The 24,522-nt window shown below is 68.9% G+C and carries 23 protein-coding genes; 14 read left to right on the top strand and 9 right to left on the bottom strand.

All coding sequences use genetic code 11. From position 1 onward, the window contains the following. Positions 1-79 precede the first annotated feature (79 nt). Together ACEXQC_RS17435 and ACEXQC_RS17430 are read right to left on the bottom strand one after the other, a co-directional pair. Positions 80-721 carry a hypothetical protein gene (locus ACEXQC_RS17435; protein WP_374825292.1) on the bottom strand — a complete coding sequence of 214 codons (642 nt, stop codon included), beginning with the start codon at positions 719-721 and terminating at the stop codon, positions 80-82. Positions 722-896: 175 nt separating this feature from the next. Continuing rightward, complete coding sequence (locus ACEXQC_RS17430; RefSeq protein WP_374825290.1) at positions 897-1,397, bottom strand: GNAT family N-acetyltransferase; 501 nt, start codon at positions 1,395-1,397, stop codon at positions 897-899. A gap of 62 nt (positions 1,398-1,459) precedes the next feature. Between ACEXQC_RS17430 and ACEXQC_RS17425 the strand changes: the two genes are divergently transcribed. Continuing rightward, positions 1,460-4,438, top strand: a complete 2,979-nt coding sequence (locus ACEXQC_RS17425; protein WP_374825288.1) for a DUF2207 domain-containing protein — start codon at positions 1,460-1,462, stop codon at positions 4,436-4,438. Here the strand turns inward: ACEXQC_RS17425 and ACEXQC_RS17420 are convergent. Together ACEXQC_RS17420 and ACEXQC_RS17415 are read right to left on the bottom strand one after the other, a co-directional pair. After that, positions 4,435-4,869, bottom strand: a complete 435-nt coding sequence (locus ACEXQC_RS17420; protein WP_374825286.1) for a hypothetical protein — start codon at positions 4,867-4,869, stop codon at positions 4,435-4,437. The genes ACEXQC_RS17425 and ACEXQC_RS17420 overlap by 4 nt on opposite strands. A gap of 135 nt (positions 4,870-5,004) precedes the next feature. Next, entirely contained in the window at positions 5,005-5,205 is a 201-nt protein-coding gene (locus tag ACEXQC_RS17415; RefSeq protein ID WP_374825284.1) for a hypothetical protein, read from the bottom strand. Between the two features lie 128 nt (positions 5,206-5,333). Here ACEXQC_RS17415 and ACEXQC_RS17410 point away from each other — a divergent pair, with 128 nt between their 5' ends. The 3 genes from ACEXQC_RS17410 to ACEXQC_RS17400 all read left to right on the top strand — a co-directional run bounded on the left by ACEXQC_RS17410 (position 5,334) and on the right by ACEXQC_RS17400 (position 8,060). Then, the gene (locus tag ACEXQC_RS17410) at positions 5,334-5,777 is read left to right on the top strand and encodes a DUF805 domain-containing protein (RefSeq protein ID WP_374825282.1); all 444 of its coding nucleotides are present in this window, start codon (positions 5,334-5,336) and stop codon (positions 5,775-5,777) included. 206 nt (positions 5,778-5,983) lie between these two features. Then, a complete protein-coding gene (locus tag ACEXQC_RS17405; protein ID WP_374825280.1) occupies positions 5,984-6,268 on the top strand; it encodes a hypothetical protein in 285 nt (94 codons plus the stop codon). A gap of 271 nt (positions 6,269-6,539) precedes the next feature. Then, a complete protein-coding gene (locus ACEXQC_RS17400; protein WP_374825278.1) occupies positions 6,540-8,060 on the top strand; it encodes a cell wall-binding repeat-containing protein in 1,521 nt (506 codons plus the stop codon). A 120-nt stretch (positions 8,061-8,180) separates the two neighbouring features. On the opposite strand, the gene add is transcribed toward ACEXQC_RS17400, so the two are convergent. After that, positions 8,181-9,140 (bottom strand): adenosine deaminase, encoded by a 960-nt coding sequence (gene add, locus ACEXQC_RS17395; RefSeq protein WP_374825276.1) that lies wholly within the window; start codon positions 9,138-9,140, stop codon positions 8,181-8,183. A gap of 240 nt (positions 9,141-9,380) precedes the next feature. On the opposite strand from add, the gene ACEXQC_RS17390 reads away from it, so the two are divergent. The 5 genes from ACEXQC_RS17390 (at position 9,381) to ACEXQC_RS17370 (ending at position 12,338) form a co-directional block, all read left to right on the top strand. Further along, entirely contained in the window at positions 9,381-9,716 is a 336-nt protein-coding gene (locus ACEXQC_RS17390; RefSeq protein WP_374825274.1) for a PadR family transcriptional regulator, read from the top strand. Further along, on the top strand, positions 9,713-10,342 hold the full coding sequence (locus ACEXQC_RS17385) for an HAAS signaling domain-containing protein (protein WP_374825272.1): 630 nt from the start codon (positions 9,713-9,715) through the stop codon (positions 10,340-10,342). Before ACEXQC_RS17390 ends, ACEXQC_RS17385 begins: the two co-directional genes overlap by 4 nt. Further along, positions 10,339-10,794, top strand: coding sequence for a nuclear transport factor 2 family protein (locus ACEXQC_RS17380; RefSeq protein WP_374825270.1), 456 nt, complete (start codon positions 10,339-10,341; stop codon positions 10,792-10,794). Before ACEXQC_RS17385 ends, ACEXQC_RS17380 begins: the two co-directional genes overlap by 4 nt. Before the next feature lie 207 nt (positions 10,795-11,001). Continuing rightward, a complete protein-coding gene (locus ACEXQC_RS17375) occupies positions 11,002-11,997 on the top strand; it encodes an acyltransferase family protein (RefSeq protein WP_374825268.1) in 996 nt (331 codons plus the stop codon). A gap of 152 nt (positions 11,998-12,149) precedes the next feature. Continuing rightward, complete coding sequence (locus tag ACEXQC_RS17370) at positions 12,150-12,338, top strand: hypothetical protein (RefSeq protein WP_374825266.1); 189 nt, start codon at positions 12,150-12,152, stop codon at positions 12,336-12,338. 10 nt (positions 12,339-12,348) lie between these two features. Here ACEXQC_RS17370 and ACEXQC_RS17365 read toward each other — a convergent pair whose 3' ends face one another. From ACEXQC_RS17365 to ACEXQC_RS17355, 3 genes are all read right to left on the bottom strand, one after another. Next, a complete protein-coding gene (locus tag ACEXQC_RS17365) occupies positions 12,349-12,717 on the bottom strand; it encodes a hypothetical protein (RefSeq protein ID WP_374825264.1) in 369 nt (122 codons plus the stop codon). An 82-nt stretch (positions 12,718-12,799) separates the two neighbouring features. Continuing rightward, positions 12,800-13,297, bottom strand: a complete 498-nt coding sequence (locus ACEXQC_RS17360) for a helix-turn-helix domain-containing protein (protein ID WP_374825262.1) — start codon at positions 13,295-13,297, stop codon at positions 12,800-12,802. Between the two features lie 156 nt (positions 13,298-13,453). Beyond that, complete coding sequence (locus ACEXQC_RS17355; RefSeq protein ID WP_374825260.1) at positions 13,454-16,159, bottom strand: Ig domain-containing protein; 2,706 nt, start codon at positions 16,157-16,159, stop codon at positions 13,454-13,456. A gap of 321 nt (positions 16,160-16,480) precedes the next feature. Between ACEXQC_RS17355 and ACEXQC_RS17350 the strand changes: the two genes are divergently transcribed. From ACEXQC_RS17350 to ACEXQC_RS17340, 3 genes are read left to right on the top strand one after another with little or no spacing between them, the layout of a single operon-like run. Continuing rightward, complete coding sequence (locus ACEXQC_RS17350; RefSeq protein ID WP_374825258.1) at positions 16,481-17,887, top strand: MFS transporter; 1,407 nt, start codon at positions 16,481-16,483, stop codon at positions 17,885-17,887. Continuing rightward, complete coding sequence (locus tag ACEXQC_RS17345; protein ID WP_374825256.1) at positions 17,884-18,906, top strand: LacI family DNA-binding transcriptional regulator; 1,023 nt, start codon at positions 17,884-17,886, stop codon at positions 18,904-18,906. The genes ACEXQC_RS17350 and ACEXQC_RS17345 overlap by 4 nt, the downstream gene beginning before the upstream one ends. Further along, positions 18,903-19,940 (top strand): nucleoside hydrolase, encoded by a 1,038-nt coding sequence (locus tag ACEXQC_RS17340; RefSeq protein ID WP_374825254.1) that lies wholly within the window; start codon positions 18,903-18,905, stop codon positions 19,938-19,940. The genes ACEXQC_RS17345 and ACEXQC_RS17340 overlap by 4 nt, the downstream gene beginning before the upstream one ends. A gap of 64 nt (positions 19,941-20,004) precedes the next feature. Here the strand turns inward: ACEXQC_RS17340 and ACEXQC_RS17335 are convergent, their stop codons facing one another. Further along, positions 20,005-23,733 carry an SCO7613 C-terminal domain-containing membrane protein gene (locus ACEXQC_RS17335; protein WP_374825252.1) on the bottom strand — a complete coding sequence of 1,243 codons (3,729 nt, stop codon included), beginning with the start codon at positions 23,731-23,733 and terminating at the stop codon, positions 20,005-20,007. A 223-nt stretch (positions 23,734-23,956) separates the two neighbouring features. On the opposite strand from ACEXQC_RS17335, the gene ACEXQC_RS17330 reads away from it, so the two are divergent. Further along, positions 23,957-24,241, top strand: coding sequence for a type II toxin-antitoxin system Phd/YefM family antitoxin (locus ACEXQC_RS17330; RefSeq protein WP_374825250.1), 285 nt, complete (start codon positions 23,957-23,959; stop codon positions 24,239-24,241). Continuing rightward, positions 24,238-24,504 carry a type II toxin-antitoxin system RelE family toxin gene (locus ACEXQC_RS17325; RefSeq protein WP_374825248.1) on the top strand — a complete coding sequence of 89 codons (267 nt, stop codon included), beginning with the start codon at positions 24,238-24,240 and terminating at the stop codon, positions 24,502-24,504. Before ACEXQC_RS17330 ends, ACEXQC_RS17325 begins: the two co-directional genes overlap by 4 nt. The last annotated feature ends 18 nt before the right edge of the window (positions 24,505-24,522 follow it).

Here is a 24,522-nt window from a genome sequence, read left to right as displayed (position 1 = left end):
CAAGGAGTGATGCAGCCACGGAATAGCGGTCGGCTATCTGTCAGTGCTCTGGCGCGCCCTCCACTCGTCTGTCGACGGGCTACATCGACTGTTCGACCGTGACAGTTCGACCCGTGTCGTCGATGAAGACGTAGAGGTCGGTGACATCGTGGCGGATCTTCGAGATGTCCAGAGCTCCGACGAAGATCAGAGGTCGGCCGTCCACGATTGGCCACTCGGGGCTCTGGATCCACCTGGGTGTCTGGTCGAGGCTGCGGAAACGTTCTTCGATCGCTCGTCGGATCGCATCAGTTCGCTGCTCTGCAGGCAGTCCTGCGGTGCTGGACAGAACTTCAGCGCCAAGTGGGTGGTTATCGATCGACAGCCAACTCGGCTGAGCCTGCACGAGGGCATTGTAGTCGGCCTGCACGCGCTTGTCCGCGGCTTCGGCCCGTGGGTCGGTCACGCCCTGACTCCGCAGATACGCCAGCAGCAGTTCGAACGTGCTCGACCGGCCGAACGGAGTAGACGGGCGCGATCGCCCGCCCATCAGTTCGGCGCGCGCATCCCCGTTGTGAACGTACGCCGGCGGGTCAGCCCAGTCGTTCAGGGGTGCTGCAAGAATCCCGGTGTCGAGCTCTGACAGGTAGCGGTCATCGGACTCCTCACCCCGCAGGAAATCGACGATGAACTCGATGTGTGACTTGTGTCTTTCCATCTCTCCCTCACCGGCGTCGGTCACCCCGACCCCCGAACAGCCTCGGGCATCGAGGATCCGGTCTGAACCACGGTTCGCTGAACAGTCGCCATCCCCTGTCTGAAGCTCCTCCGAGGCCTGCAGCGGTGGACGCGGGGAGACTCGCGGGCATCCGCGCTAGAAGTGGGTGCGTGTTGTGGAGTGCAGCTGGGACGGGCTGCTAGAAGGTCAGGCTCAGGACGGTTCGGCGCGGGCCGCCTTCGGGGGCGTCGTCTTCGACGCGGTGCATGCCGATCTTCTCGGCTACGCGCTCGGAGGCGCGATTGTCCGGGTGGATGATCGCGATCAGGTGCGGTGTCTCGACGTGGTCGGCCGCGAAGTCGCGACATGCTGCAGCCGCCTCTGTCGCGAAACCCTGACCCTGCAATGCAGAGGTGACGTGATATCCCACCTCGAGCGTGCTGACTCCGTTGACGTTCTGCCAGGTGAGGCCGCAGTCGCCTACGAAGTCGCCTGTGTGTGTCTCGACGATCCAGAGTCCGTAGCCGTGTTGCTCGTAGTTCCTCTGGTTCCAGGCGATCCATGCAGCCGCCTCGTCGCGGGTCTTCGGCGCGGGGTAGTACCGCATGACGTCGGGATCGCCCAACAGGTCTGCCATGTGGTCGAGATCCGTCGGCGTCATCTCACGAAAGCGAAGTCGCGCCGTATCTCGAGGAAGCACCTCAGCACGATAGCTGATCGGCGGGGCACTCGGGGTGTCGCGTGATGGGGCAGACTCGATGGGTGACAGCTGTCGATCCGGAGGGGCCCGTCGAGGAGCGCATCCCCGATCCCGGGCCACAGCACACCGCTCTCTGGGTCGTGCTCTCGCGCTGGCTGCTCGGGCTCGAGGCCTGGCTGCGCTCGCACGGCGGGCCCCACCTGCGGGCCGGATTGCGCGCCTTCTGGGGGTTCGTGGCACTGGCCGGCGTGGTGCTGCTGATCGGGCCCGTGATCAACAAACCGCTCACGCTCGACGACATCACCGACTCCACCTCGAGCGTCACCGACACCTGGATCGCCCGCCAGTTCACCGTGGACTACCGCATCGAGCGCACCGCCGACGGGCGGATGGTCGTGCAGGTCGAGGAGAAGATCACCGCCGCGTTCCCGGATGGCGTCGACGAGCCGGGCATCCAGCGGGCCATCGCCACCAACTACCAGGGTCACGCGCTGAACCCCGACGGCATCGAGGCCACCCTCGACGGCGAGCCGATCGAGGTGGGGCGTTCGGAGGACTCCGAACAGCTGCTGCTCACGATGGACGCGCCTGGGGATGGCGGCAGCGGCACCTCACTCCAGGGCGACCACGACTTCGTGCTGCGGTACACGCTGCACGACCTCGCCTTCGCCTCGACCGACGAGGCGACCGGCCGCGACGTCGACCTGCTGCGCTGGGACGTGTTCGGTCCGTCGTGGCCTCAGGGCCTCGCGGGGCTGGATGTCACGGTCACCCTCCCGGAGGACGTCGACGACCAGCTCATCCGGCAGCCCCGGGGCAGTCTCGCCTGGCTCATCATCGGCGCCGGAGAGTGGCTCGATCCGGAGCCGGTCGCGGTGACCGGGTCGCCGGATGACGTCTCCTACCGCTTCACGAACGAGCAGAACATCCCACCGCACGCCAATGCCGGTTTCGTGATGTCGTTCGAGCAGGGCACCTTCGAGATGCCCGCGCCGACACCTCTCTTCTGGGTGCAGACGTTCGGGCCGCTGGCCCCGCTCGCACTCCTGCTGCTGACGCTGCTGTTCGCGCTCGCCGCCCGAGCTGTGGCCTGGGGCGACGCGCGGGGCCGCCCGTGGTTCGTGGCGCAGTTCGAGCCGCCGGAGGGTGTGTCGGCGCGGATGTCGGCTCAGGTGCTGCGCCGGGAGCGGTCTGCCGAGCTGGCCGCAGCGCTCGAAGACGCTCAGAAGGGCGGCGGAGGCGGCGGGACGAGCCGGGAGAAACGACGGGGACGACTGATCGCGGCCGCGAAGGTCGCGCAACGCACCGGTCGGATCGGCGATCTGCCCCGCGCTCTCGCCCGGGCAGCCGCGGCGCCCGATCTGCGCCGACAGCTGCAGGAGGGCCTGCGGCGCATCCCGCACGGCTTCGTGCGCGACTTCTTCATCGCCGCGCCTCTCGCCCTCACGGTCGTGCAGTGGGGCCTGGTGCGGCAGCTGTCGTTCCAGGCGAAGCTCTCGGTGGTGTGGTGGCCGGTGGCCTTCGTGCTGTTGTCTTCGGCGATCTCGATCGTGATCATCGCGATCGCCCTCTCGGCCCGGCCGCTCACCCGCCGGGGTGCACTGCTGAAGCAGCATCTGCGCGGCATCGACGTCTACGCCGAGCGCACGCGCCTGCTCGAGCGTGGCCGCTCGAGCGATCCTCTGCTGCCCTACGCGGTGCTGCTCGCACCGCCGCGCGAGGCCAGCCGACAGGTGGTCGGGCTGATAGAGGGCGAGCTCGGCGAGGTGGGTGCCTCGCGCTCGTGGCGCACGCCGTCGTTCCTGACTGCCCCGCGCATCCTCATCCGGCTGCTCTCGCTGCTGGTCGTGGCCGGTGCGATCGTGGCCGTGGCGACGCTGCCGAACCCCTTCCAGCGCTCGGTCGACTACCAGTCGTACTGGGGCGACATCCCGGGCACGCTGTACACGAAGGTGCAGGCCTTCGACGCCGTGGCCGAGCTCTCTCGCGACGACGAGGGGCGTGCACGCCTGGACGTGACCGAGACGCTCACCGTCTCGTTCGACGCGGAGGAGGAGGGATCGCAGGTTCCGCAGTTCGCGCAGCAGTGGCGCAACAGTCTCGACGGGCAGCCGCTGGGTCTTGCGGTCGATGCGGTGACCATCGACGGCGATGACGTGCCGTACACGACTGCTCCGGATGCTGACACCCTTCTGATGACGACGCAGTTGCCCCGGGTACTCACCGGCTCACACGACCTCCGGATCTCGTACTCGCTGGCGACGCCGGCGGTGGCTGCCGAGGATGCCTCCGGTGCCGTGGTCGATCGGGTGCGCTGGGCGGCCCTGCTGGAGGGCTGGGAGTACGACACCGTGTGGGACGACCCCGCGCCCTCGCCGCTCACGATCGAGCTGCGGGTGCCCGATGCACTCGGCGCCGAACAGCTCACCGGAGGCTGGATCACGCTCGACACCGATTCCTCCGACGAGCCCCGCGGCTGGGCGCCTTCGGTGGTGCCCTTCGGCACGTACGAACCGGGGTCGGCAGCGACCGTGGCGTCGGAGGAGTCGACGTCGGCACAGGGCGGCTTCACGTCGTACGGGCTCGACCTCAAGGAGGACGGCGACTCGGGCTACCCCTTCGAGTTCACGGTCGACGACGTCGGCGCGAGTCTCGACTTCCCGGCCGGAACCTTCACCGGGCCGGACGAGGGTGCCTTGCGTGCCACGCAGCTGAACGGGGTCGTGCCGATCGCCTCGGTGCTGACGCTGGCCGGCATCGCGGTGCTGCTCGGCCTCGCCGGGATCGTGGCCGGCGTGCGCCGGAACCCCCGCGTCTTCGCTGTGGGCGTCCTCCGCGACCTCGCGCGCTGGCTCGCGCCGGCCACCGCGCTCGCCGCCTTCATCCTCTTCGTCTGGATGACGCTCGACATGCCGGGCGACGACCCCACCTTCGCCCCGCTGGGCCTCTCGGCCGTGGCCGGGGCCCTCGCCGCCATCCTCTCCCTCATCTTCACCCGCGCCTCCCGCGCGACCCCGCGCCCACCTGCGAAACGGCGCTAGCGCGTGTCGTGAGCTTCGTCGTTCGCGACGAAGAGGTTGTCTGCCACCTGCGTCCATTCGTCGCTGTTGCCGTCGACCATGGGGCTGAGCATGTAACTGGGCTCTCCGCTCGGGCTGATCGTGACGGGCAGGCCGCCACAGGCACTCTGCCCCTCACCGCCCGTGAAGATCAGCAGGCAGCTGTAACCGTCGCTGTCCCCGCGGCCTCGCGCCGCGTAGAACGAGGTTCCCGCTTCGTCTTCCCAGAGGAGGCGGGTGGTCGCCTCGTCGACGGACTCGATCACGTGCAACGTACCATCGCTCGGCAGCCGGTCGTGTTCTTCCTGAGGCTGCGAGAAGACCGGCAACTCGTCCTGGGCTGCACAGGCGGTGAGTGCTGCGGCGAGCGCCGCACCGAGAATCACCGCGGGGACCAGTGACGAAGCTCTCATGACCCGAAACTAATCGACAACTGTCTGCACTGCAATCCATGGCGGACGCCTGAACACCGCTTCACGCTGGGAGCGCGGGGTCTCGTCAGAGGTGATCGCACCACCCCCACGTGCGACTCCGCCCCAGGCGGCCGGCTAGTGCTTGACGTCGTGCGGGAGGGTGGCCTGCAGGAGGTGTCGCTCGATCTGGTGGTACTGAGGGTGGGATGGAGTCACCTTGAAGTTGCCGCCCGCGGCCTGCGGGAAGACGAGGTGGAAGACGCCTTTGTTGTCGCGCCGGTAGTTCACGCAGAGCAGAAGGTTCCAGAAGCCGCCGTGGGCGCTCTCGATATACATGGGGCTATCCGACCACACCCCGCAGCGGATCGTCACCGCGCGACCGCTTCGTCGGCCCGCTACGATCGACGCATCATCCGCCGCCGGCACCCTGTACTGCAGGGCGAGGCGACACCCTGGGGGGAACCATGACCACAGCAACCGCACCCGTGCCTCTCGAGGCTCCGTACTACGGAGCTCCGTTCGGGGCAGCCGTCGCGCGCTTCTGGAAGAAGTACGCCACCTTCACCGGCCGCGCGAGCCGCAGCGAGTACTGGTGGTGGTATCTCGTCTCGATCGTGGTCGCCCTCGTGTTCAACATCCTGTCGTCGCTCGGCACCGGCGGCTACGGCCTGCAGCCCGATGCGGACTCCGCGGTGCCCCGCATCGCGTTGCTCGCGGTGTGGGTGATCTGGGGCATCTGGGCTCTGGCGACCTTCGTGCCCGGTCTCGCCCTGACCGCCCGACGGCTGCACGACACCGACCACAGCGCCTGGTGGATCCTGATCGTGCTCGTGCCGCTCGTCGGCCCCATCGTGCTCCTCGTGTTCCTGCTGTCAGCCCCGGTACCCGCGGGCAAGCGCTTCGACTAACGCAGCCGCCAGCTGGACGGGCACCTGTGCCAGATGTGAACGCGATCGGGAGGGCGATGCGTGCGGCCGCCGTGATCGCCTCGGCGGGTGCTCTCGCTTCCCTAGGCGGGTGTTCTCAAGGGTGTGCTGCGATTGGGTACTACAACGTAGTGAGTGTCGATCTGGATGGTGCGCCATCCTCGCTTGCTTGGGTGGCGTGGGTCGAGATGTGTGTCGATGACGTGTGCGGGGTCTCTGCCGGTGAGGGTGCGGGCGAGACTCCGGGGGCGAGTCGCCCTGCGGTCATCGACAGCGAAGGCGGCGAGACCGTCTGGCTGGTCGACCTCCCCCTGGAGACGCAAGCCGAGGCGACGGCCACGGCCTACGCGGCTGACGGGTCGGCGCTCGGGTCGACGTCGGCGACCGTCTCGTGGAGCACGAGCGAGCTGACCCACGATTGCCCCGGCGGACCCGTCGAGGGCGGGCCCCTGACGATCAGCCTTCCCGACTGAAGCTCCTGCGAGGCCCGCAAGCGCCCGGCGCGAGCAGACCCGGGTGGTGTGGGGTGGGTCTTCCGGTCGGGTTGTTGGCTCGGGACTGGCGGGCGGCTGCGCAGCAGACGCGGGAGACAACCCGACCGGAAGACCCACCCCACACCGCCCACCACGGGCAACTCCGCGGTGGGCTTTCGGCACTGAAAGCCCCTGAAAGTAGGGGCAGCAGGCGGCGGGATGCACTCGATAGCTTGTGAAGGCTCTGTGTCGCCCTCGAGAGGACCCGTCTGTGTTCAGAACCACCGCATCCGTCGCCGCTTCGGTCATCGCCGTGTTCGCTCTCGCGCTGATCGCGCCCGCTTCGGCGTCGGCCGCCGGGGTCGTCGGGGGCGCCGGGGCCGTCGGCGACAGTGCCACGACAGTCGCAGCGCCGCAGGTCGCCGACTCGAACGGGCCGCTGCCGATCCGGTACGCCACTCCCCCGGAGCAGGGGCCGACCGGCTGGAACGGGCCCGAGGTCACGAACCTGGCGATCACCGCCACGAGCGACGGGTTCACGGTCGCGTTCGACTACGCCTCCGTGCCCAGCCCCACGATCGCGAATCAGTTCTACGGCGGCGGCCTCATCCTCATCGCCGACCACGGCAACGCCGACACCCCGATCCGCGAGCACGTGGTCATCGGTGGCCCGCCCCTGCTCTACGACGAGCCCGCCCTCAGCATCCCGGCCACCTCGACGACCCGCCAGACGGGTCACTTCGAGAAGAGCTACACGATCAACCGCGCCGATCCGCTCGTGGTCGGCCTCTACACGCTCTCCGGATGCGACCCGTCGACCGGGTCCGTCGGATGCGGCGGGAGCGACGACATCTTCGCCACCGCCGTGCTCACCCCGCCTGCCGGGCCCGACCGCGTATCCGGCGCCGACCGCTACGAGGTGGCGGTGAACATCTCGAAGCGCGCCTACCCGAGCGGTGCGTTCACCGTGTTCGTCGCCACCGGCGCGAACTACCCCGACGCCCTCTCCGCCGGGCCGGCTGCTGCGCGGTTGAACGCGCCTCTGCTGCTCACTCCCTCCGACGCGCTCCCGAGCGGCGTGCGCGCCGAGATCGAACGCCTGCAGCCGGTTCGCATCGTGGTGGTCGGCGGCCCCAACTCCGTGTCGGGAGCCGTGCTCGATCAGTTGAAGAGCATCCAACCGAACACTGAGCGCATCGACGGCGCCGACCGCTACGAGGTCTCGCGCTCGCTGAGCGAATACGCCTTCATCTCCCACACCGAGACCGCGTACGTGGCCACCGGCGCGAACTTCCCCGACGCCCTCAGCGCCGGGGCGGCCGCCGCGACCGCGTACGGGCCGGTGCTGCTGGTCAACGGCGGGGCGAGCAGCCTCGATGCGGCCACCATCGACACCCTCACGACCCTCGGCGTGAAGAACGTCGTGATCGCCGGCGGCCCGAACTCGGTCAGCCCGGGGGTCGAGGCCTCCCTCGCCTCCGTCTCCGGCATCACCTCGGTGGTGCGCGACGGTGGCGCCGACCGCTTCGCCGCGTCGGCCAACATCAACCTGCGGGCGTTCCCGACGGCCGGCCGGGCCTTCCTCGCGACCGGCCTGAAGTTCCCGGATGCGCTGGCGGGCTCCGCCTGGGCGGGCGCGATCGGGGCCCCGCTCTACGTGGTGAACAGCAGCTGCGTGCCGCAGGTGACTCTCGCGGCGATGAGCGCACAGGGCGTGACGCACGTCACCCTGCTCGGCGGCCCGGCGACGCTCACCACCCCCGTGGAGTCACTCACCCCCTGCGCGTCGTAGGCAGGGCTGCTAGCGCGTGTGGTCAGCGTCGTCTCCACCGAGATCGTCGGCACGAGCCCCAGCCGATACCGACGCGCACTCACGGTGCCCTAGTGGCCAGGGTGGTGTGCGCCCCGCGTCCTAGTGATGTGGGCGGAATGCTGCCCTCTCGGAGTGCTGCGCCATCAGGGCCACCTGCTCCGGCGTGAGCCCCACTCGGCTCACGGCGATGTCGTGCTCGTGGCTCAGGGTGACGTTGCTGGCCCTGGGATCGTCGGTGTTGAGCGTCACCGGCACTCCGGCCGCCAGGAGCTCCCTCACCGGATGCCGCTCGAAACTCGCCGCCGCGCCGGTGTGCACATTGCTGCTCAAGGCCAGGTCGAGGGTGATTCCGCGAGCCGCGAGGGTCTCCATCAGGCGAGGGTCGTCTGCAGCACGGAGCCCGTGCCCGACGCGCTCCACGCCGAGGTCGTCGATCACACTCCAGACGCTCTCCGGCCCGGCCGCCTCCCCCGCGTGGGCGGTCAGGCGCAGGCCCACCTCCCGCGCGAGCTGGAAGGCCGGGGCGAAGGCGGCGGCGGGGAATCCCGATTCGTTGCCGGCGAGGTCGATCGCGACCAGCTCACGGGTACGCGACGTGAACAGCTCCGCCTGCTCGATCGCGGATTCCGGGCCGAGGTCGCGAACGATGACTCCGATGAGATTCACCGGCAGTCCCGTGAGGCGTGTCCCGGCGATCACTCCATCGCTCACCGCGTCGACGACCTCGTGAGCGTCGATCCCGGACTCGCTCTGGATGAGCCACGGCGCGAAACGGAACTCGACGTAGTCGAGCCCATCCTCGAACGCGTCGAGGGTGGCTTCGTAGGCGGCTCGATTCCAGTCGGCCGCCGTGGTCAGCAGAGGGATGACGCGGTCGACCTTGTGCAGGTAGGGCAGCAGCCCGTCGGGCTCGCCCTGGAAGACCATCTCGTCGCGAGGGCGCTCGAGGGCCGCGAAGGAGTGGCCGTCGCGTCGAGCGACCTCGATCACGGTGCTGGAGCGCACGGATCCCTCCAGGTGGCGGTGGAGATCGATCAGGGCATTGGGTCGGGATTCCATCGATACGTCTTTCGGTCGATCTGCGTGGGTGGAGTGAGGGTCGGCCTGCGACGAGGAGTGTCGACCAGGCGACACCGATCACGCAGACGCCGTCGTCGGTCCCACGATAGAAGACGTCGCCGCCGGGAGACCGTCCACACGCAGCAAGCGCACACCGACCAACCGGAGCAGCGCCGATTCAGGGGGATCTCTCCATCCTAGGTATTGCAATGCCTTGCGTTACAAGGCTATGGTCTGTGCATGGACAGCGAGGAGGAGAAGATCCTCACCAACCTTCGAAAAGGCGCTCTGGAGTTCTGTGTCCTGGCTTCGCTGGCATCGGATCGGGGGTACGGAAGAGACCTCGCGCACATGTTGGCCGCCCGCGGACTGCTGGCCAGCGAGGGCACGCTGTATCCCCTGCTCTCCAGGCTCCGCGAAGCGGGCCTCGTCGATTCCGAACTGACCGACCCCGGCCAGGGCCGGCAGCGCAGGTACTACACGCTGACCCCGACCGGCAGAGCGCGACTGAGCGCTTTCCGACTCGCCTGGTCCCCCTTTCGAGACACCGTCGATGAACTACTGGAGGCGGAATGACGACCGTGAACACTGTGAGTGAGCGACCCACCGAGAAGGCGCAGTACCTCCAACGACTCCGCCGAGAACTCTCGGTGCTGCCGCGGCATCACCGCGAGTCCACGCTGAGAGACGTGTCAGATCATCTCGACGACGCCGCCGCCGATCTGCGGCCGCTCGCCAGCGAGGTGGGAACCCAGGCGGATATCGCTCACGCCGGACTCGAGGGTCTGGACGCGGCCGCGGGGAGATCGGTCCGGCCCAGCTTGGGCATGCTCTCGAAGCGCCTTCAGGTGGTCGCCTCGATGATTTACGCCGTACCGCTGCTGGCGGGGTTCATCGGCCCGGGTGGGCCGAGCCAGTTGGCACTCCTGCAGCTAGCTCCACTGCTCCTCATCGCCCTTCCGCCCCTGCTCTCCACCTGGAGGCTCTGGTGGAGGATCTCCCTGACCTGCACCACGCTCTTCGGTCTCCTCCTCGTGGCGTCGGTGATCGTGTCGGTCAACCCGTCAGGCGTGCCTTTCCTCGGGACGATCTTCCTCGTCTCCTGGGCGTCCGTCGCCATCAGGGGCGTGGCCCTTCTGCTGATGGTCATCGCGCTGGTCCGGGCGCCGGCCGTTCTCCGACGCCGTCGGCTCAACCCATGATCTACTCGCGCCTGGTCGAAGCGAAGGTCCGAGCGGTCTTAGACCAGATCAATGCCGGCAACTACTTGGCGATGGTCGATGGGCTGGGCGACCCCTTCACCTACCAGTTCCACGGAGAGCACGCGCTCGGTGGACGACGGACGTCACGCGACTCGATGGTCCGGTGGTGGCGGAGGGTGGGTGAACTGCTTCCGGGCGCGAAGTTCACGATCCATGAGGTGATCGTCCGCGGCGGTCCGTGGCACACCCGCCTAGCGGTGCGCGCGGATATCCGCGGCCCGTTGCCGGGCGGGGATCTCTACAGCAACACCGTCTTCCAGTTCATGACCCTGAAGTGGGGCAAGGTCACCGACGTCGAGACCATCGAGGACCTCCAAGTGCTCACGCACGCACTCCACGTCGTCGCCGCCAGCGGCAAGGCCGAGGCATCCGCCGACCCGATCGTGGACTAGACGCGCTCGATAGCACCGAGGCTTCGGACGGCGCGGTCCGCTTGCTGGTCGCGCGACGACGTTTGACAACTGTCGGCACCGCAATCCTCGGCGTTGTTGCCTGGGCACGGGATGTTGACCCGATGTTCACGTGCGGCGCCGCCGGCTTCTCCTAGCGTAGGAGGTCTGAGCACACTCACGACTCCTGCACCGCGCCGCTCGCGCTGGATGGACTCCACCCGCGGCATCGCCATCCTGCTCGTGGTGCTCTTCCACTCCACCGGGCTGCCGCAGGCGCACGCCGGTGTGCAAGCGAACCAGTTCGTGCTGGATGCCTCGACCATCTTCGCGCCCTACCGCATGAGCGTGCTCTTCCTGCTCTCCGGCCTGCTGCTCGAGCGCTCGCTGCAGAAGCCGTGGGGCACCTATGCCTGGGGCAAGGTGCGGGCCCTGGTCTGGCCGTTCCTGGTGTGGATGCTCATCGGCCGGTTCATCGAGGGCTACACGGACGTGGGCGATCCGATGTTCTGGTACCCGAACAACTGGCTGTGGTTCATCGCGTACCTGGCCGTGTACTACGCGGTGGCGCCGCTCGTGACGAGGGTTCCCGGGCGGTGGCTGGCCATCGTGCCGGTCGCGTGTTGGCTCGCCAGCGCCGCCGCCCCCACCGAGGACTCGTCGAAGCTGCTGTACTTCGCCGGCTTCTTCTTCCTCGGGCACCTCGCGGCCAGGATGCGGCCCTCGCTGCGCCGCCTGGAGCGCACCCGGTCGATGGTGGGATGCCTCATCGTGGCCGCGGCGCTGAGCGCGGTGCTCGTGGCCCGCGACCACGGGGTGCACGATCTCTGGCGCACCGGTGCGGATGCGCATCGCCCGCTGCTCGCCCCCGTCGTGGTGATCGCGTTGGCGGGGCTCATCATGCTCCTCCGGCGCACGACCGCCCCGGGAGAACGGGCGTCGGCGCCGACCCGGTGGCTCCGCTTCCTCGGGCAGAACGCCGTGGTCTTCTATCTCGTGAACTTCCCGGTGCAGGTCTTCGTCTCGCTGCGGCTGGCCGACGCCGGCATCTCGTCGCAGTGGATCGCGCTCCCCCTGTGCTTCGTCAGCGCCCTGGCCGCCGGTCTCCTCGCATGCGCCCTGCGACGCTTCCGCCTCGTCGACGCGCTCTTCGTGGCACCCGGCCCCACCCGCCGCCCCTCCGCGGCGCTGCAGCGCACGCGGTAGAGGGACTCCCCCGGGAGGCGGAGCTCCTTCCCCACTGAGGTGGATGGCGTCACGCCGGCGATTCCGTAGCGTCGAAGGCGACGAAGGGAGATGACATGAACGACATGCAGCATGACAGCACCCGAGGCGGCCATCCCAACAGGTCGAAGCAGATGAGCGTCGGAATACTGGTCGGTCTCGCCGTGGGAGTCGCCCTGTCGATCATCCTGAACAACTGGGCCCTCGGGCTCGGCATCGGCGTCGTGCTCGGCGCCATCATCGGCCTGGTCTGGTACCGCGCGGCAGGTCGCACTCCCCGCACGAACGACCCTCACACCCCCGATACCGACGGCGAGTCCTGAAGCCGCTCCTTCACCGAGCACCTGCTTCTCTCTTGCGGGAGGTGTACACGCCCAGAAGGAGGCCCGAGGCGAGCAGGACCGCGCTGCTGCCACCCATCACGCTGAAGACGGGTTGCGGCCCGGTGACGATGGGGTCGCCACCGTCCGCCGCGGGGAACGTGCACTCGAGTCCGGGAGGGAACAGTCTCAGCCGACCGGACACCGAGACGCGCTGCTCGTGGCCGGCAGACGGCGAGGCATACTCCGGACCCATACAGGCCAGGGGCAGCCCTTCCTTGGCGAAGGAGTACATCTTCGCGGCCAGAAGGCCGCCGAAGGCCAGCCCGACGACGATCAGAACAGCGGCGAGAACGGTGCAGAGCACAAGGATGGGGCGCATATCGATTCCCTCGGTCGCGGTGCGGTCTACCCCCAGGGGTTTCCGTCGCAGGCAGACATCGCCCGATCGCACACTACGCGGACTAAGACGAAATGAGTTCGTTCTTGTCCAGCTGACTGATTCGACCTCGGCTGACGCCGAGAAGGGCGGCGGCGTCGGTGACGCTGACGCCCTTTGCTCGCAGTTCGCGCACGACCGTTCGGGCTTGGCGAGCGGCGGCCACTTGGCGCTCTTGCGCGGCCGCCGTGGCCTCGCGCGCCTCACGAACGCGCACGGACACACCATCCCCGAAGTCGGGGATGAGGACCACCTCCACAGTGCTGTGATCGGTGCCCGGTTCCGCGGTGTCGAGGTAGTCCCGAACCTGCTGTGCCGCGTGGTCGAGGGTGCGCACCTGAGTGACGGGATCGCCGTCGATCGCGAGTTCCCATCCGCCGACCCATCGGGTGGCGGTGACGTCTATCGCTGTCATGAGTTCTGCTCCTTCACGTGCTCGATCGCCTGCAACGCCTTGCGGGTGAGTCCCGGCGACACTTCCCGCGTCTGGATCGCGGTACTTCATCGGCTTGACCTCCAGCATGGTGTATCCCCTAGATAGCAATGTCTAGGGGGATCTACACTTCGAGAACCCGCAGGCTGCTTGACGGCTCGGCTGCGCAAGTGGCTCGGGTTAGGCGCGGCGGGACCTCCAGGCACCCGCTCAGTAGAAGCGGATGCCCGGAGGTCACGGATCCGCTCAGCTGAGGCGGGTGCGCCGTCGCCGCGTGGCCACCGCGGCCACACCGAGCCCCGCCAGCAGCAGGGCGGCCAGGCCGAGCTCGCCCGCTCCCGAGCCGGTCGCGGCGAGCGTCGTCTTGTCGGGGCCGTTGCCTGCCGGGCTCGACCCGCCGGCGGCCGGCGCGATGACGATCGTCTTCGTCACCGGCGCCACCGACGCATCGCCCAGGTTCGCGACCGTGATGGTGACCGTGCCTGCGGCGGTCGGGGTGCCGGTGATCTGTCCGGTCTCCGAGTGCAGCGACAGACCCAAGGCGCTCAGGTCGGGCGCGGCCAGCTGCCCGGCGGGAGCATCGACCTCGGCGGCCGGCGCCGTGCCGAGCAGTCCGACCAGCACGTTGCTGCCGATGCTCGAGACCGTCTCCGCCGAGTAGGCGACACCCACCGTTCCGCCCGGAAGGGCATCAGGGCTCAGCACCGTCGCCACATCGGAGACGGTCACCGTGAAGGTGGCCGACGCCCAGCTCGACTCCACCGTGAACTGCGTGACACCCGCGGCCACCGGCGTGCCCGTGAGCTCGCCGGTCGCGCCGTCGAAGCTCAAGCCGCGCGGCAGGGTGCCCACGATGCTCAGCGGCTCGCCCGCGGCATCCGAGGTCACCAGGTCTGTCGAGAGAGCCTGGCCGACGGTCGCTGCGATCTCGGTCGAGCTCGCGAAGGCGGTGGGCGGCGCCGAGACGTGCAGCACGTGGCTCACCGTCTGCGCCGGGCCGCCGTCACTGGGCGTGTCGGTGATGCTGAAGGAGTAGTCGCCGCTCGAGCGCGGAGTGCCGGAGAGCACGCCGTCGGCCGAGATGCTCAACCCGTCGAGATCGCCGTTGTCGCTCGACAGCTGCAGGGCGCTGCCCGCATCGGCGACCAGGGCGGCACTGTAGGCCACGCCGGCCATGCCGTCAGGTACCCGGCCGACGAAGTTCGTCGCCGCCGGGGCCGTTCCCGCGAGGGCCGGCTGAAGCTGCGCGGTGTCGAGGGTGGTGGCCGCTTTCGACTCGTTGCGGGTGATCGGGCCGATCTCGGTCACAATCACGCCGAGGTAGCTCACCGCGGGTGAGGGGGGCAGCACCTGCTCGCTCACCGTGTACGAACTCGCGGTGGCACCCGGGATCATGCTGGGCGTGTTGCTGCCCTGCGGGATGGTGTACCACTGGTACGCCCAGCGGGGCTCCGGGTTGATGCCTGGGATGGTCCAGGTGCCGGGGCAGGCGTAGACCTTGGTGCGCACACGCGCCGAGGCCGGTGCACTGCAGTCCGCGGTGCTGCTGAGCGTCGGCGGAGCGGTGTTGATGGCGGGCGGGCCGGCGTCGCAGTCCTTCTTCATGCGCGAGGTCACGGGGGAGAAGGTCAGCGGGTTCGACTTGGTGCTGGTGAGCGAGGCGGGCAGGATGCTCGTCGACGGGAGGAACCAGGTCAGGCTGCCGGGGGATGTCGACGGCGTGTCGACTCCGAGTTTCCAGAGGCCCGTGAACTGCAGCACCTGGCTCTCCCATGAGCCCATCAGCCAGTCGCCCGGCTGGAGTGTGGGCTTGATCGTGGTCTGGTTGCCCTGGGTCGCGGTGTTGACCGTCACTTCCTGGTGCTCCCACGAGAACGACAGGGTGCCGGACACCGACCAGACGTCCTTCACCCCCGACTGGAAGGTGGCGCTGGCGGTCGACGTCTCGGTGTTGCTGACGCTCGTCTGGTGCGCGTACGAACCCGAGGTGGTCAGGTCGACCGGAATGGGGTCGCTGGTGACGTTGTGCATCTCGGGCAACGAGGTGCGGTCGATGGTGCCGCAGCCGGCGCTTCGCGTGGTGAGGACGCCGAGCGACCCCGCCGCCTGGCTGCCGGCGGCCGACCACGACGCTCCGTCGACGCTGGTCGCCGTGCTGACGTAGCAGGGGGAGTTCTCGGGCGGCCCGGAGTACGAGGAGCAGTGATTGGTGGCGTACCCCAGGGCGAGGCCGAGGATGTTCTCCCACTGACGGTGGATACCGAGAACGTCGGGAGCATCGTTGATGATGCGGAACTGCTGCGAGTGGTTGCCCGCCTCGCAGGGCTTGAGGCGCGCGCCCAAGTCGTTCACCGGGGTGAGTCCGTGGTTCGCGCTGCTGAAGCACTGGTTGCCGCTCTGCGAGACGATGTAGAACCAGCGGTCATCGTCGACGATGCCGGCGCCCGCGCTCGGCTGGTTGTTCGCGGGCACGAAATAGTAGGCCTGCGACGGGTTCTCGATGCAGCCCGTGAAGATCCCGACCTCGCGGAAGACCTGGAGTTCGGCTGCGTACCAGGTGTCGAGGCAATTTCCTCCGGAGACGAGCTTGACCCGGCCGTCGGCGTAGACCCCGACATCCATGGTCGGGTAGGTCTGCCTGTCGGCATCGGTGGTCGACGGCGCAACGCGCACCTCGAGCTTCACGCTCTTGCCGGGATCGCCGAGCATCGGGACGTCGAGGCCGAGCGCGGCACTCGGGTCGGCGGCGGTCACGGCTGCGGCGGGCGCAGCGGTGGCGGGCGCGGCGGTGGCGGCGGGCGCCAGCAGCGCACCGGCGACGAGGCTGAGCGCCACGGTCGTCGGCACCACGAGCGCGGCGCGCGCGAGGAACGATCTCTTGGCGACTGCGTGCAGGGCACGTGCCGCACGGCGCATGGGCGTCATCGCCGCCGCGGATGTCTGTCGGGTCATGGGAGAGGGGCCTCTTTCGAAGGGTAGGCCGCCAGAACGGCACGCAGCTCGAGTGACCGCGACCTGTCGAGCATGACGGACCCGCCGTGCGCCCGTAAGCCCCCGATCAGGTGGCGTGGCACGGCGCATCCCGAACCCGACTTCACGAGATGTTGGGCTGCCGCTTGTGCCGTGTTGGGCAACCGGATACCTTCGCGAATCAGAGTCTACGCGCGTAGATATCGACATGGTCTACGCGCGTAGACTCACCAATTCCGGCGAGTTGCGGCGCGTTGATGCATCGCAGTGCTTCGAGCGGCGATGCTCGATCGAGAGGACATCATGAAACCCACCACCCCCGACCTGTCAGCGGCGGATGCTGAGCTGCTGACACCGGAAGGCCGCTCCAACTTCCGCACCGCAACCATCTCGTCATGGCTCGGAACGACCATGGAGTACGTCGACTTCGCTCTCTACGGCCTTGCAACCGCCCTGGTGTTCAACACCCTGTTCTTCCCCGACGCATCCCCCGCAGTGGCGCTCGTGGCAGGGTTCTCGACCTACGCCGTGGGGTTCTTCGCCCGCCCGCTCGGGGCGATCTTCTTCGGCCGGCTCGGCGACCGGCACGGACGAAAACTCGTCCTCGTCACCACGGTCGCGCTGATGGGTGGAGCCACGACCCTCATCGGCGCGCTGCCCACCTTCGAGCAGGTGGGGATCTGGGCACCCATCGGGCTGCTGGTGCTTCGCATCATGCAGGGCTTCGGTGCCGGCGCAGAGCTGTCCGGAGCGGCGATCATCCTCGCGGAGTACGCGCCCCGCAGACGGCGCGGGCTTGTGGCGTCGATCGTCGCCATCGGATCGAACAGCGGAACACTGATCGCCTCGGGCGCCTGGCTGCTCATCGTGCAGCTCCCCGAGGAGGCGCTGTACTCGTGGGGCTGGCGCATCCCGTTCCTCGCCAGCATCATCATCGCGCTGGCGGCACTCATCCTGCGCCGCACGATGAAGGAGACCCCCGTCTTCGCGCAGCAGCGCGACGCCATCAAGGAGCGCACGGCCAGCATCGCCGCCGCGCCGGACGAGCGCTCGTTCTGGCGCCGCAACAAGGCGTTCTTCATCATGCTGGGGCTCCGCATCGGCGAGAACGGCCCGTCCTACATGGCTCAGGGCTTCCTCGTCGGGTACGTCGCGAAGGTGCTGCTCGTCGATGCCTCCGTGCCGACCTCGGCTGTGCTGATCGCATCCATCCTGGGGTTCGCCGTCATCCCCCTCGCCGGCTATCTCTCCGACCGGTTCGGGCGACGGATCACCTACCGCGTCTTCTGCATCCTGCTCGTGCTCTACGCGTTCCCGGCCTTCGCTCTGCTCGAGTCGCGCGATCCCGCCGTGGTGATCACGATTATCGTCGTAGGAATGTGCATCGCCTCTCTCGGCATCTTCGGCGTGCAGGCCGCTTACGGGGTGGAGCTGTTCGGTGCCAGGAACCGGTTCACGAAGATGGCGCTCGGCAAAGAGCTCGGGTCGATCCTCTCCGGCGGAACGGCCCCGGCCATCGCCTCCGCACTCCTCGCCGCGTTCGGTGCGTGGTGGCCGCTGGCCCTGTACTGGGTGATCATGGCCGGAATCGGTGTCTTCACCACGTTCTTCGCTCCCGAGACCCGCGGCCGCGACCTCAACCTCACCCACGACGCCACAGACGACAGACTGTTCGAGGCCAAGACCCCCATCGAAGAAGGAACTGCATGAGTCGAGCCAAAGTCACGCGCTCCGATGTCGCCCGGGTGGCGGGGACATCGGTCGCCGTGGTCAGCTATGTCGTCAACAACGGGCCCAGGCCCGTTGCGGCGGAGACCCGCCTGCGGGTGCTCGCGGCGATCGAGGAGACCGGGTACCGCCCGGACGGGATCGCCCGGGCGCTCGCTTCCGGCTCCACCGAGACCTATGGATTGATCGTTCCGAATGTCGCCAACCCGTTCATCGCGTCGCTGGCCCACGCGATCGAGGATGAATCGTTCCGCCGCGGATTCAGCATTCTGCTCGGCGACTCCGCAGATGACGCTGACCGTGAAGCTGACCTGGTCAGCACCTTCCTGCAGCATCAGATCGACGGTCTGATCTTCTACGGGGTCGACCGGAACCACCCGTGGCTCGACCAGGCCATCGGGCGGGTTCCGGTCGTCATCCTCGACGAACCGGAGCCTGCGTCGGGAACGGCAGGGGTGCGCGTGGACGAGCGAGCGGCCTCTGCGGCCGCCACCAGGCACTTGATCGAGCACGGCCACGTGACGGTGGCCACCATCGCAGGTCCGCTGGATCAGCAGAACTCCCAGGACAGATTGGAGGGGTGGAAGGATGCGCTCCGCGACTCGGGGCTGGACGAGCATCACGATCTGGTCTTCGAGACGCCGTACACCCGACGCGGTGGGTACGAAGCCGCTACGCGGGTGCTGACCCTGCCGCAGCTTCCGGATGCCGTCTTCGTCGCCAACGAGCAGCAGGCTCTCGGCTTCCTGGCGGCCGCCGACGAACACGGCGTCCGAGTGCCCGACCAGGTCGCGATCATGTGCTTCAACGGAACGACGAATGCCGAGTACAGCATCCCCGCACTCTCGACCGTCGAACAGCCTGTCGAGGAGATCGCCGCGCACGCCCTCGCTCTGCTCGCGACCGAGTCGACAGCAGAGCCGACGATGATCGTGTGCGACTTCCGCCTCGTCCCTCGCCGGTCGTGCGGGTGCGTGTTCACGCGCGAGGTGAAGGCGTGAAGCTCATCATCGACTGCGACCCCGGAAACGCCGTCCCCGGTGCCAACGTCGACGACGGACTCGCCATCGCCCTGGCCGTCGCTGCGCGAGATCGACTCGACCTCCTGGCGATCACCATCGTGGCCGGCAACACCCCGAACCGAATCGGCTACGCCGCCGCGCAGACGCTCCTCGGCCACTTCGACGTCGACGTGCCCCTCTACCTCGGCGCCGATCGTGCTCTCGTCGAAGACCCGACACGGTGGCGTGCGCATCTCGACCGCGGAGCTCGGGACGCGACCGTGGCCAATCTGTGGGAGGACACCCCCCGACCGCAGCCGTTCCGCACGGCGCCGGCCATGCCCGCCGCTCAAGCCATCGGGGAGCTGGTCGCTGCCCATCCGGGCGAGGTCACGATCGTCGCCATCGGACCGCTCACCAACATCGCCCTCGCCCTGCGCCTCTACCCGGACCTCGCAAAGGACGTGGGTCGGATCGTCATCATGGGGGGCGTCTTCGATGTCGACGGGTACCTCGTCGACACCAACTTCGGATTCGACCCCGAAGCCGCGGCGATCGTCCTGGGCAGCGGGGCCGCCGTGACCCTGATCCCCCTGGATGTCTCGACGAGGACGATGCTGGTCCATGAGGACCTCGATCGACTCGAGCGGATCGACAGCCGCCTCACGAGGTACCTCATTCCGACTCTTCGGCCCTGGGTGACCTACTCTGCTGCGACCAGGAACATCCCCGGCACGTGGATTCACGACGTCGTGGCCGTGGCCCTGCTGTTGGATCCCACCATCGTCACGTCTCGCTCGAGGGCAGTGACGGTCGAACTCGCGCCCGGGCCCACCCGCGGACGAGCGTCGCGCTGGACCCCAGGATCGCTCGCCACTCACGGCGACCCCCGTGCCGTCGAGCCCGCGCCGATCGACGTTCTCGAAGGCATCGACAACACGCGCCTCCTCGACCTCATCACCGACTCGTTCGCCGCCGCCTCCGGCCCGATCAGCCGTCGCTCCGCGGGCACCCGGCCGGTGCCCGCGGAGTGAGGTGAGCGCGGCATCAGCCGCCACAGGCGGTAGGACGTCAGAGCGGGCGAGGCCGGGTGGGGCGTCAGCCGAGATCGCTGAGGCGCGCGCCCCCGCCCTTGGCTCCGCGCGTGCGGCGCTCTGAGGTGACGGCGATGAGCAGAAGCACGGCGCCCGCGGTAGCGAGCGTCATCCACCAGGGCGCGGCTCCGATGGAGCGGCCGATCTGCACCAGGAAGACGATCGCGTTCTCGATCGGGAGCACGAGGATGCCGAGGATGAACGGTGCTCCCAGCCGGAACAGCGAGCCGAGCAGGATGGCAGCGAGCGCAAGCGCGATCACGAGAATGGCCCGCCAGGTGAGCGGATCGGTGGCCGTGGCGAGCATCGACGGCACGAACGTGACGAAGATGCCTGGCGTGAGCAGCCGCCACGAACCCGCGAACGAGACGGGCCACGACGTCAGAACAGGGCGCGGCCGGGGACGAGACGGATCCGCAGCACGGTCGCGCATCACCAGAACACCCGCCACGAGCAGCGCCACCCCGAGAGGCAGCGAGAACGCCTCCACCCGCAGCTCGCGAGCGCTCCAGCCGGCCACCGCCGTCACCCAGGCGAGCGGGAAGAGGAAGAGGACCGGCGGGGAGACGACAGGCCTCGTCCGTGCCGCCCTGACCGTGGCGAGCATCCACAAGAGCAGTGCCGCCATGAGGAGCCAGAGCGTGACGATGACCGCCCAGCTGCCGTCCACGGCGGCGATTGGCCCGGCGACGGCGAAGAGGGCGGCCGGCATGAACGCCGTTCGGCGAGAGCGCGGGGAGGCTAGCTGCCGGCCGGCGACGACGGTCAGGGCGACGGCGACGCCTGTGAACACGAGCACGACCAGCAGCTTGCCCCCCGGATCGCCGAGGAGGCCGAAACCGAACCCCGCACCCGCACCCGCACCCGCACCCGGTGCATCCGCCCCCAATCCCGCGCGCACGGCTTGCACAGCGGGCCCACCGGCGGCGACGACCGCGAGCACCAGGGTGGATCGACGAAGAGCGGCCAGACGTGTTCCGCGCAGGCGCGGTGCGATGACGACGAGCGCAAAGGAGGTCGCCGCGAGAGCGAGCGAACGCCAGGGCAGCGGATCGCCGACCAGGAGCGAGCCCACGAGGATCAGCAGGCTCAGGGTCGGCACGACGGCGGCGGTAAGGCCGATCGCGAAGAACCGAGGCCCCGCAGCGATCCGCCGTCTCGTCATCACGACGCCCACGACGACGGCCGTGAGGGCAGGCGGGAGGAGGTACGCCTCCGCCACATCGACGCCGACGAGGCCCCAGCCGCTCCACAATGCGCCCGTCCAGCTCACCGCGGCCGCCACCCACGGCAGGCGGCGACGGGTGAGGGCGCCGGCGGTCGCCGCACCCACCCCGATCAGGAGGAGGACGAGCACACTGGTACCGAGCCCCGCCGCGGATCGGGACAGGGAGAGCAGCACCGCGAGGGCTCCCGTGAGGTAGGCGGAGAGCTCGATCATCGTGGATGCGAGACCCGCGTGGCTGGCGGGCAGGCGGAGAGCGAGTCGTCTGCCGACCGCGGGCGTCAGCGCGAGTGCGGCCGCCACGATCGTCGCGATGACCGGGAGCGTCACCGGCGAGGCGCTGATGATGAGCACCTGCGCGCCGAGGCACACCACGATCACGGCCGACGCAGGGATGAGGAGACCCGCTGCCGCGGCGCGGACCCAGCGGTTGAGCCCCGTGCGGGTGGTGAGCACGAGGGTGAGCGCGAGGGCGAGGATGACCGCGGTCGACAGCGCCGTCCACCCGCTGCGGACCAGGACCACCGAGACGATCCCGAGGAGGAACGGCACGGCGGTGACACCGAGGACCGCGTACCACGCACTCACGGGCACGCGGCCCACGAGCGTCGCGACGAGAGCGACAGCCGACGCCAGCACGGTGGTGAGGCAGAGGATCGGCACGACCTCGACACCCCCGAGCTCCAGCATCCGCGCGAAGACCGCCAGGGCGAACGCGAACCCCACCGCGACGTGGGCGGCCCGGAACCGACGCGGCACCATCCCCGCTACGGGCACGACCGCCGCGGTCGTCGCCACACCGGCCCAGACGGTGATGCCGGGATCGCTCCAGGCGATTGCCGCTGCGAGCACGAGCAGTGCGTGTGCGAGCACCACAAAGGGCGCGACGACGTGGGCGGGCAGGCGGCGCGGCACGACGACGCCCACCGCCGATGCCACGACGACCGCGATGAGCACCTGGGCAGCGGTTGCCCACGATGCCCAGGAGGCGAGGGCGAGCACGGCGAGCGCTCCTGCCCAGAGCCCCACCAGCAGCAACGACCGGCCCGAGCGGCGTCCGCTTCGAGCGAAGGACATCGTCGCACCTGCCGTCACCAGGAGAAGGCCGATCACCGACGCAGGGCCGGCCTCCGCTAGATCGGGATCGTGCGCGAGCACGATGGCAACCTGGCCGATGGCGACCGCCGCCGCCGGGGCTGCGGCGATCAGGACGACGGTCCAGGCTCCAGCTCGCACAAGAGACGGCGCCAGTCGGCGGCGGTCAGCTGCGCCACCGGACGGACGCCCGCGGAGGCGCGCACGCCGCAGCCGATCGAGGGCGACCGCACCGACGGTGGCGCCGAGCGGTGCCAATGCGATGAACTGCGGGCCGTCCGCCGGCATGGAGAGTGCCGCCAAGGCGACGGCGAGCGACCCCAGTGCACCTGCGAGGAAGCTCCAGAGGTACCACGCACCGGTTTGGTCACCCCTGGCGCTTCGCGCGCTCATGGCGGAGAGGATCGCGAGGAGGACCGCGGCGGCTGCCGCTGCGAGGGTCTGGAACCCCCCACCGATCGACAGGAAGATCGCCTGGAGCAGCACGGCCGCCACCGTGATGACGCGAAGGCTCGTGAGCGTGACGGAGTCGGTACGCAGAGCACTGGAGAACCGCGATCTGAGACCTGCGATCACCCTGACGAGCCCGAGGGAGACGAAGCCCGCCGCGAGCGATCCCGCCAGTGTCACCCAGCGATCGTCGGCGGCGAGCGCGAGCATGACGGGAGAGACGGCGACGCCGACGAGACCGACCCACAGCCAGACGCGCAGGCGCACAGCCGCCGCGAGCAGCACGAGCGCCGACGACCCCACGAGCGTCGCTGCCCCGATCACCAGCGGCACGGCTGGGCCCTCGGGCACCGCCTGCGCGAGCGCCCACAGATCGAGGGCCGCGAAGACCATGCCGAGCGCACCGACGGCCTCGGCGGAGAACGCGAGACCCCGGCGGGCGAGGAACACCGCCCCGAGGCCGAAGACGATCGTCACGGCTCCGACGATGACGCTGCGGGTGGTGACGTCGGAGAGGTCGGGGTTGAAGAACGTGAAGACGATGGCCGCCACCGCCACGAGGCCGGCCCCCGCGACCGCGAGCACCGACTGCACGCTCAGGTGCGAGGTCGACGGCGGTGCGGAGGCGTTCACGGGGCCGATGGCAGAGGGTGACTGCGGCGCAGACCCCACCGCAAGCGGCGCTTCGTACTGCCGAGCCCCAGCCGCCGCGAACTGCGCCGGCGGCGGTTGCGCAGCCTCGACCCGCTGCAGCTGCGGCACCCGATCGATCACGCCCTGGCGGAGCTCGAGCGCGAACGCAGCCCGCGCCGAGGCTTGCTGCAGCTCACCGGCGAGCGCGGTGAAGTCGGCCCCGCACTGCGGGCACCACGTGCGGTAGAGGAACTCGCTGCTGTCACAGCGCGGACAGATCGCCGAGTTCCGCAGGTACTCCATGGCCGACGCGGTCCAGCTCTGCCCCATGCGCGTCAGTCTAGGTGCGCATCCGAGGCAGAACGCGCATCCTGCGACACGCAGCGCTCGGGAACAGCGTCGGGCGGTAACGGTGTGCCCGATGCCCGGGCCCTCTCGGTGACGCCACATGATGGTGTTGCGTAATCGATGTCCAGCATTGCATCGAGCATCGCTCCTGTCGGTCTCAATTCAGGTCTGGCTTAAACCGATATGAGGGTTTAGGCTTGTCGTCATGCAGACACTGTCGATCTCGGCCGCGAAGGCCAAGCTGAGCGAACTCGTCGACACCGCCGAGACGACTCACGAGGAATACGCGATCACCGTCAATGGTGCGCCCGTGGCCATGCTGATCGGTGTGAGCGAGTGGGAGTCGATGAAGGAGACGATCTTCTGGCTCTCCCAGCCCAACATCGTCGAGGACGTCGCTGAGGCCGAGGCGGCGATCGCCGCCGGTCATGGCGTCGGCGAAGACGAGGTCAGGGCGCGTTTCGGCGTGCCCAAGCGTTCCGCGAAGTGACCTACACAGTCGTCTTCTCTCCCACCGCGATCCGCGACATGGAACGGATCCCCCCGCGCATCGTCCCGGCGATCGTCGAGTTCGCGTTTGGGGACCTTGCCGACAGCCCCCGCCGCGTCGGTAAGCCACTGAGCCGCGAGCTCGAAGGCACGTTCAGCGCCCGCCGCGGGCCGTACCGCGTGATCTACACCATCGACGACGCCGCCCAGACGATCGGAGTTCTGCGCGTCGACCACCGTGCCGACGTCTACAGACCGGCCTGAGCGGATTCGCGCCCACAC

Source organism: Herbiconiux liukaitaii (genome assembly GCF_041927495.1).
In the GTDB taxonomy this organism is placed as follows: Bacteria; Actinomycetota; Actinomycetes; order Actinomycetales; family Microbacteriaceae; genus Herbiconiux; species Herbiconiux liukaitaii.
Note: the sequence above shows the minus strand (reverse complement) of the source record. Positions and strands in the feature narration are given on the sequence as shown.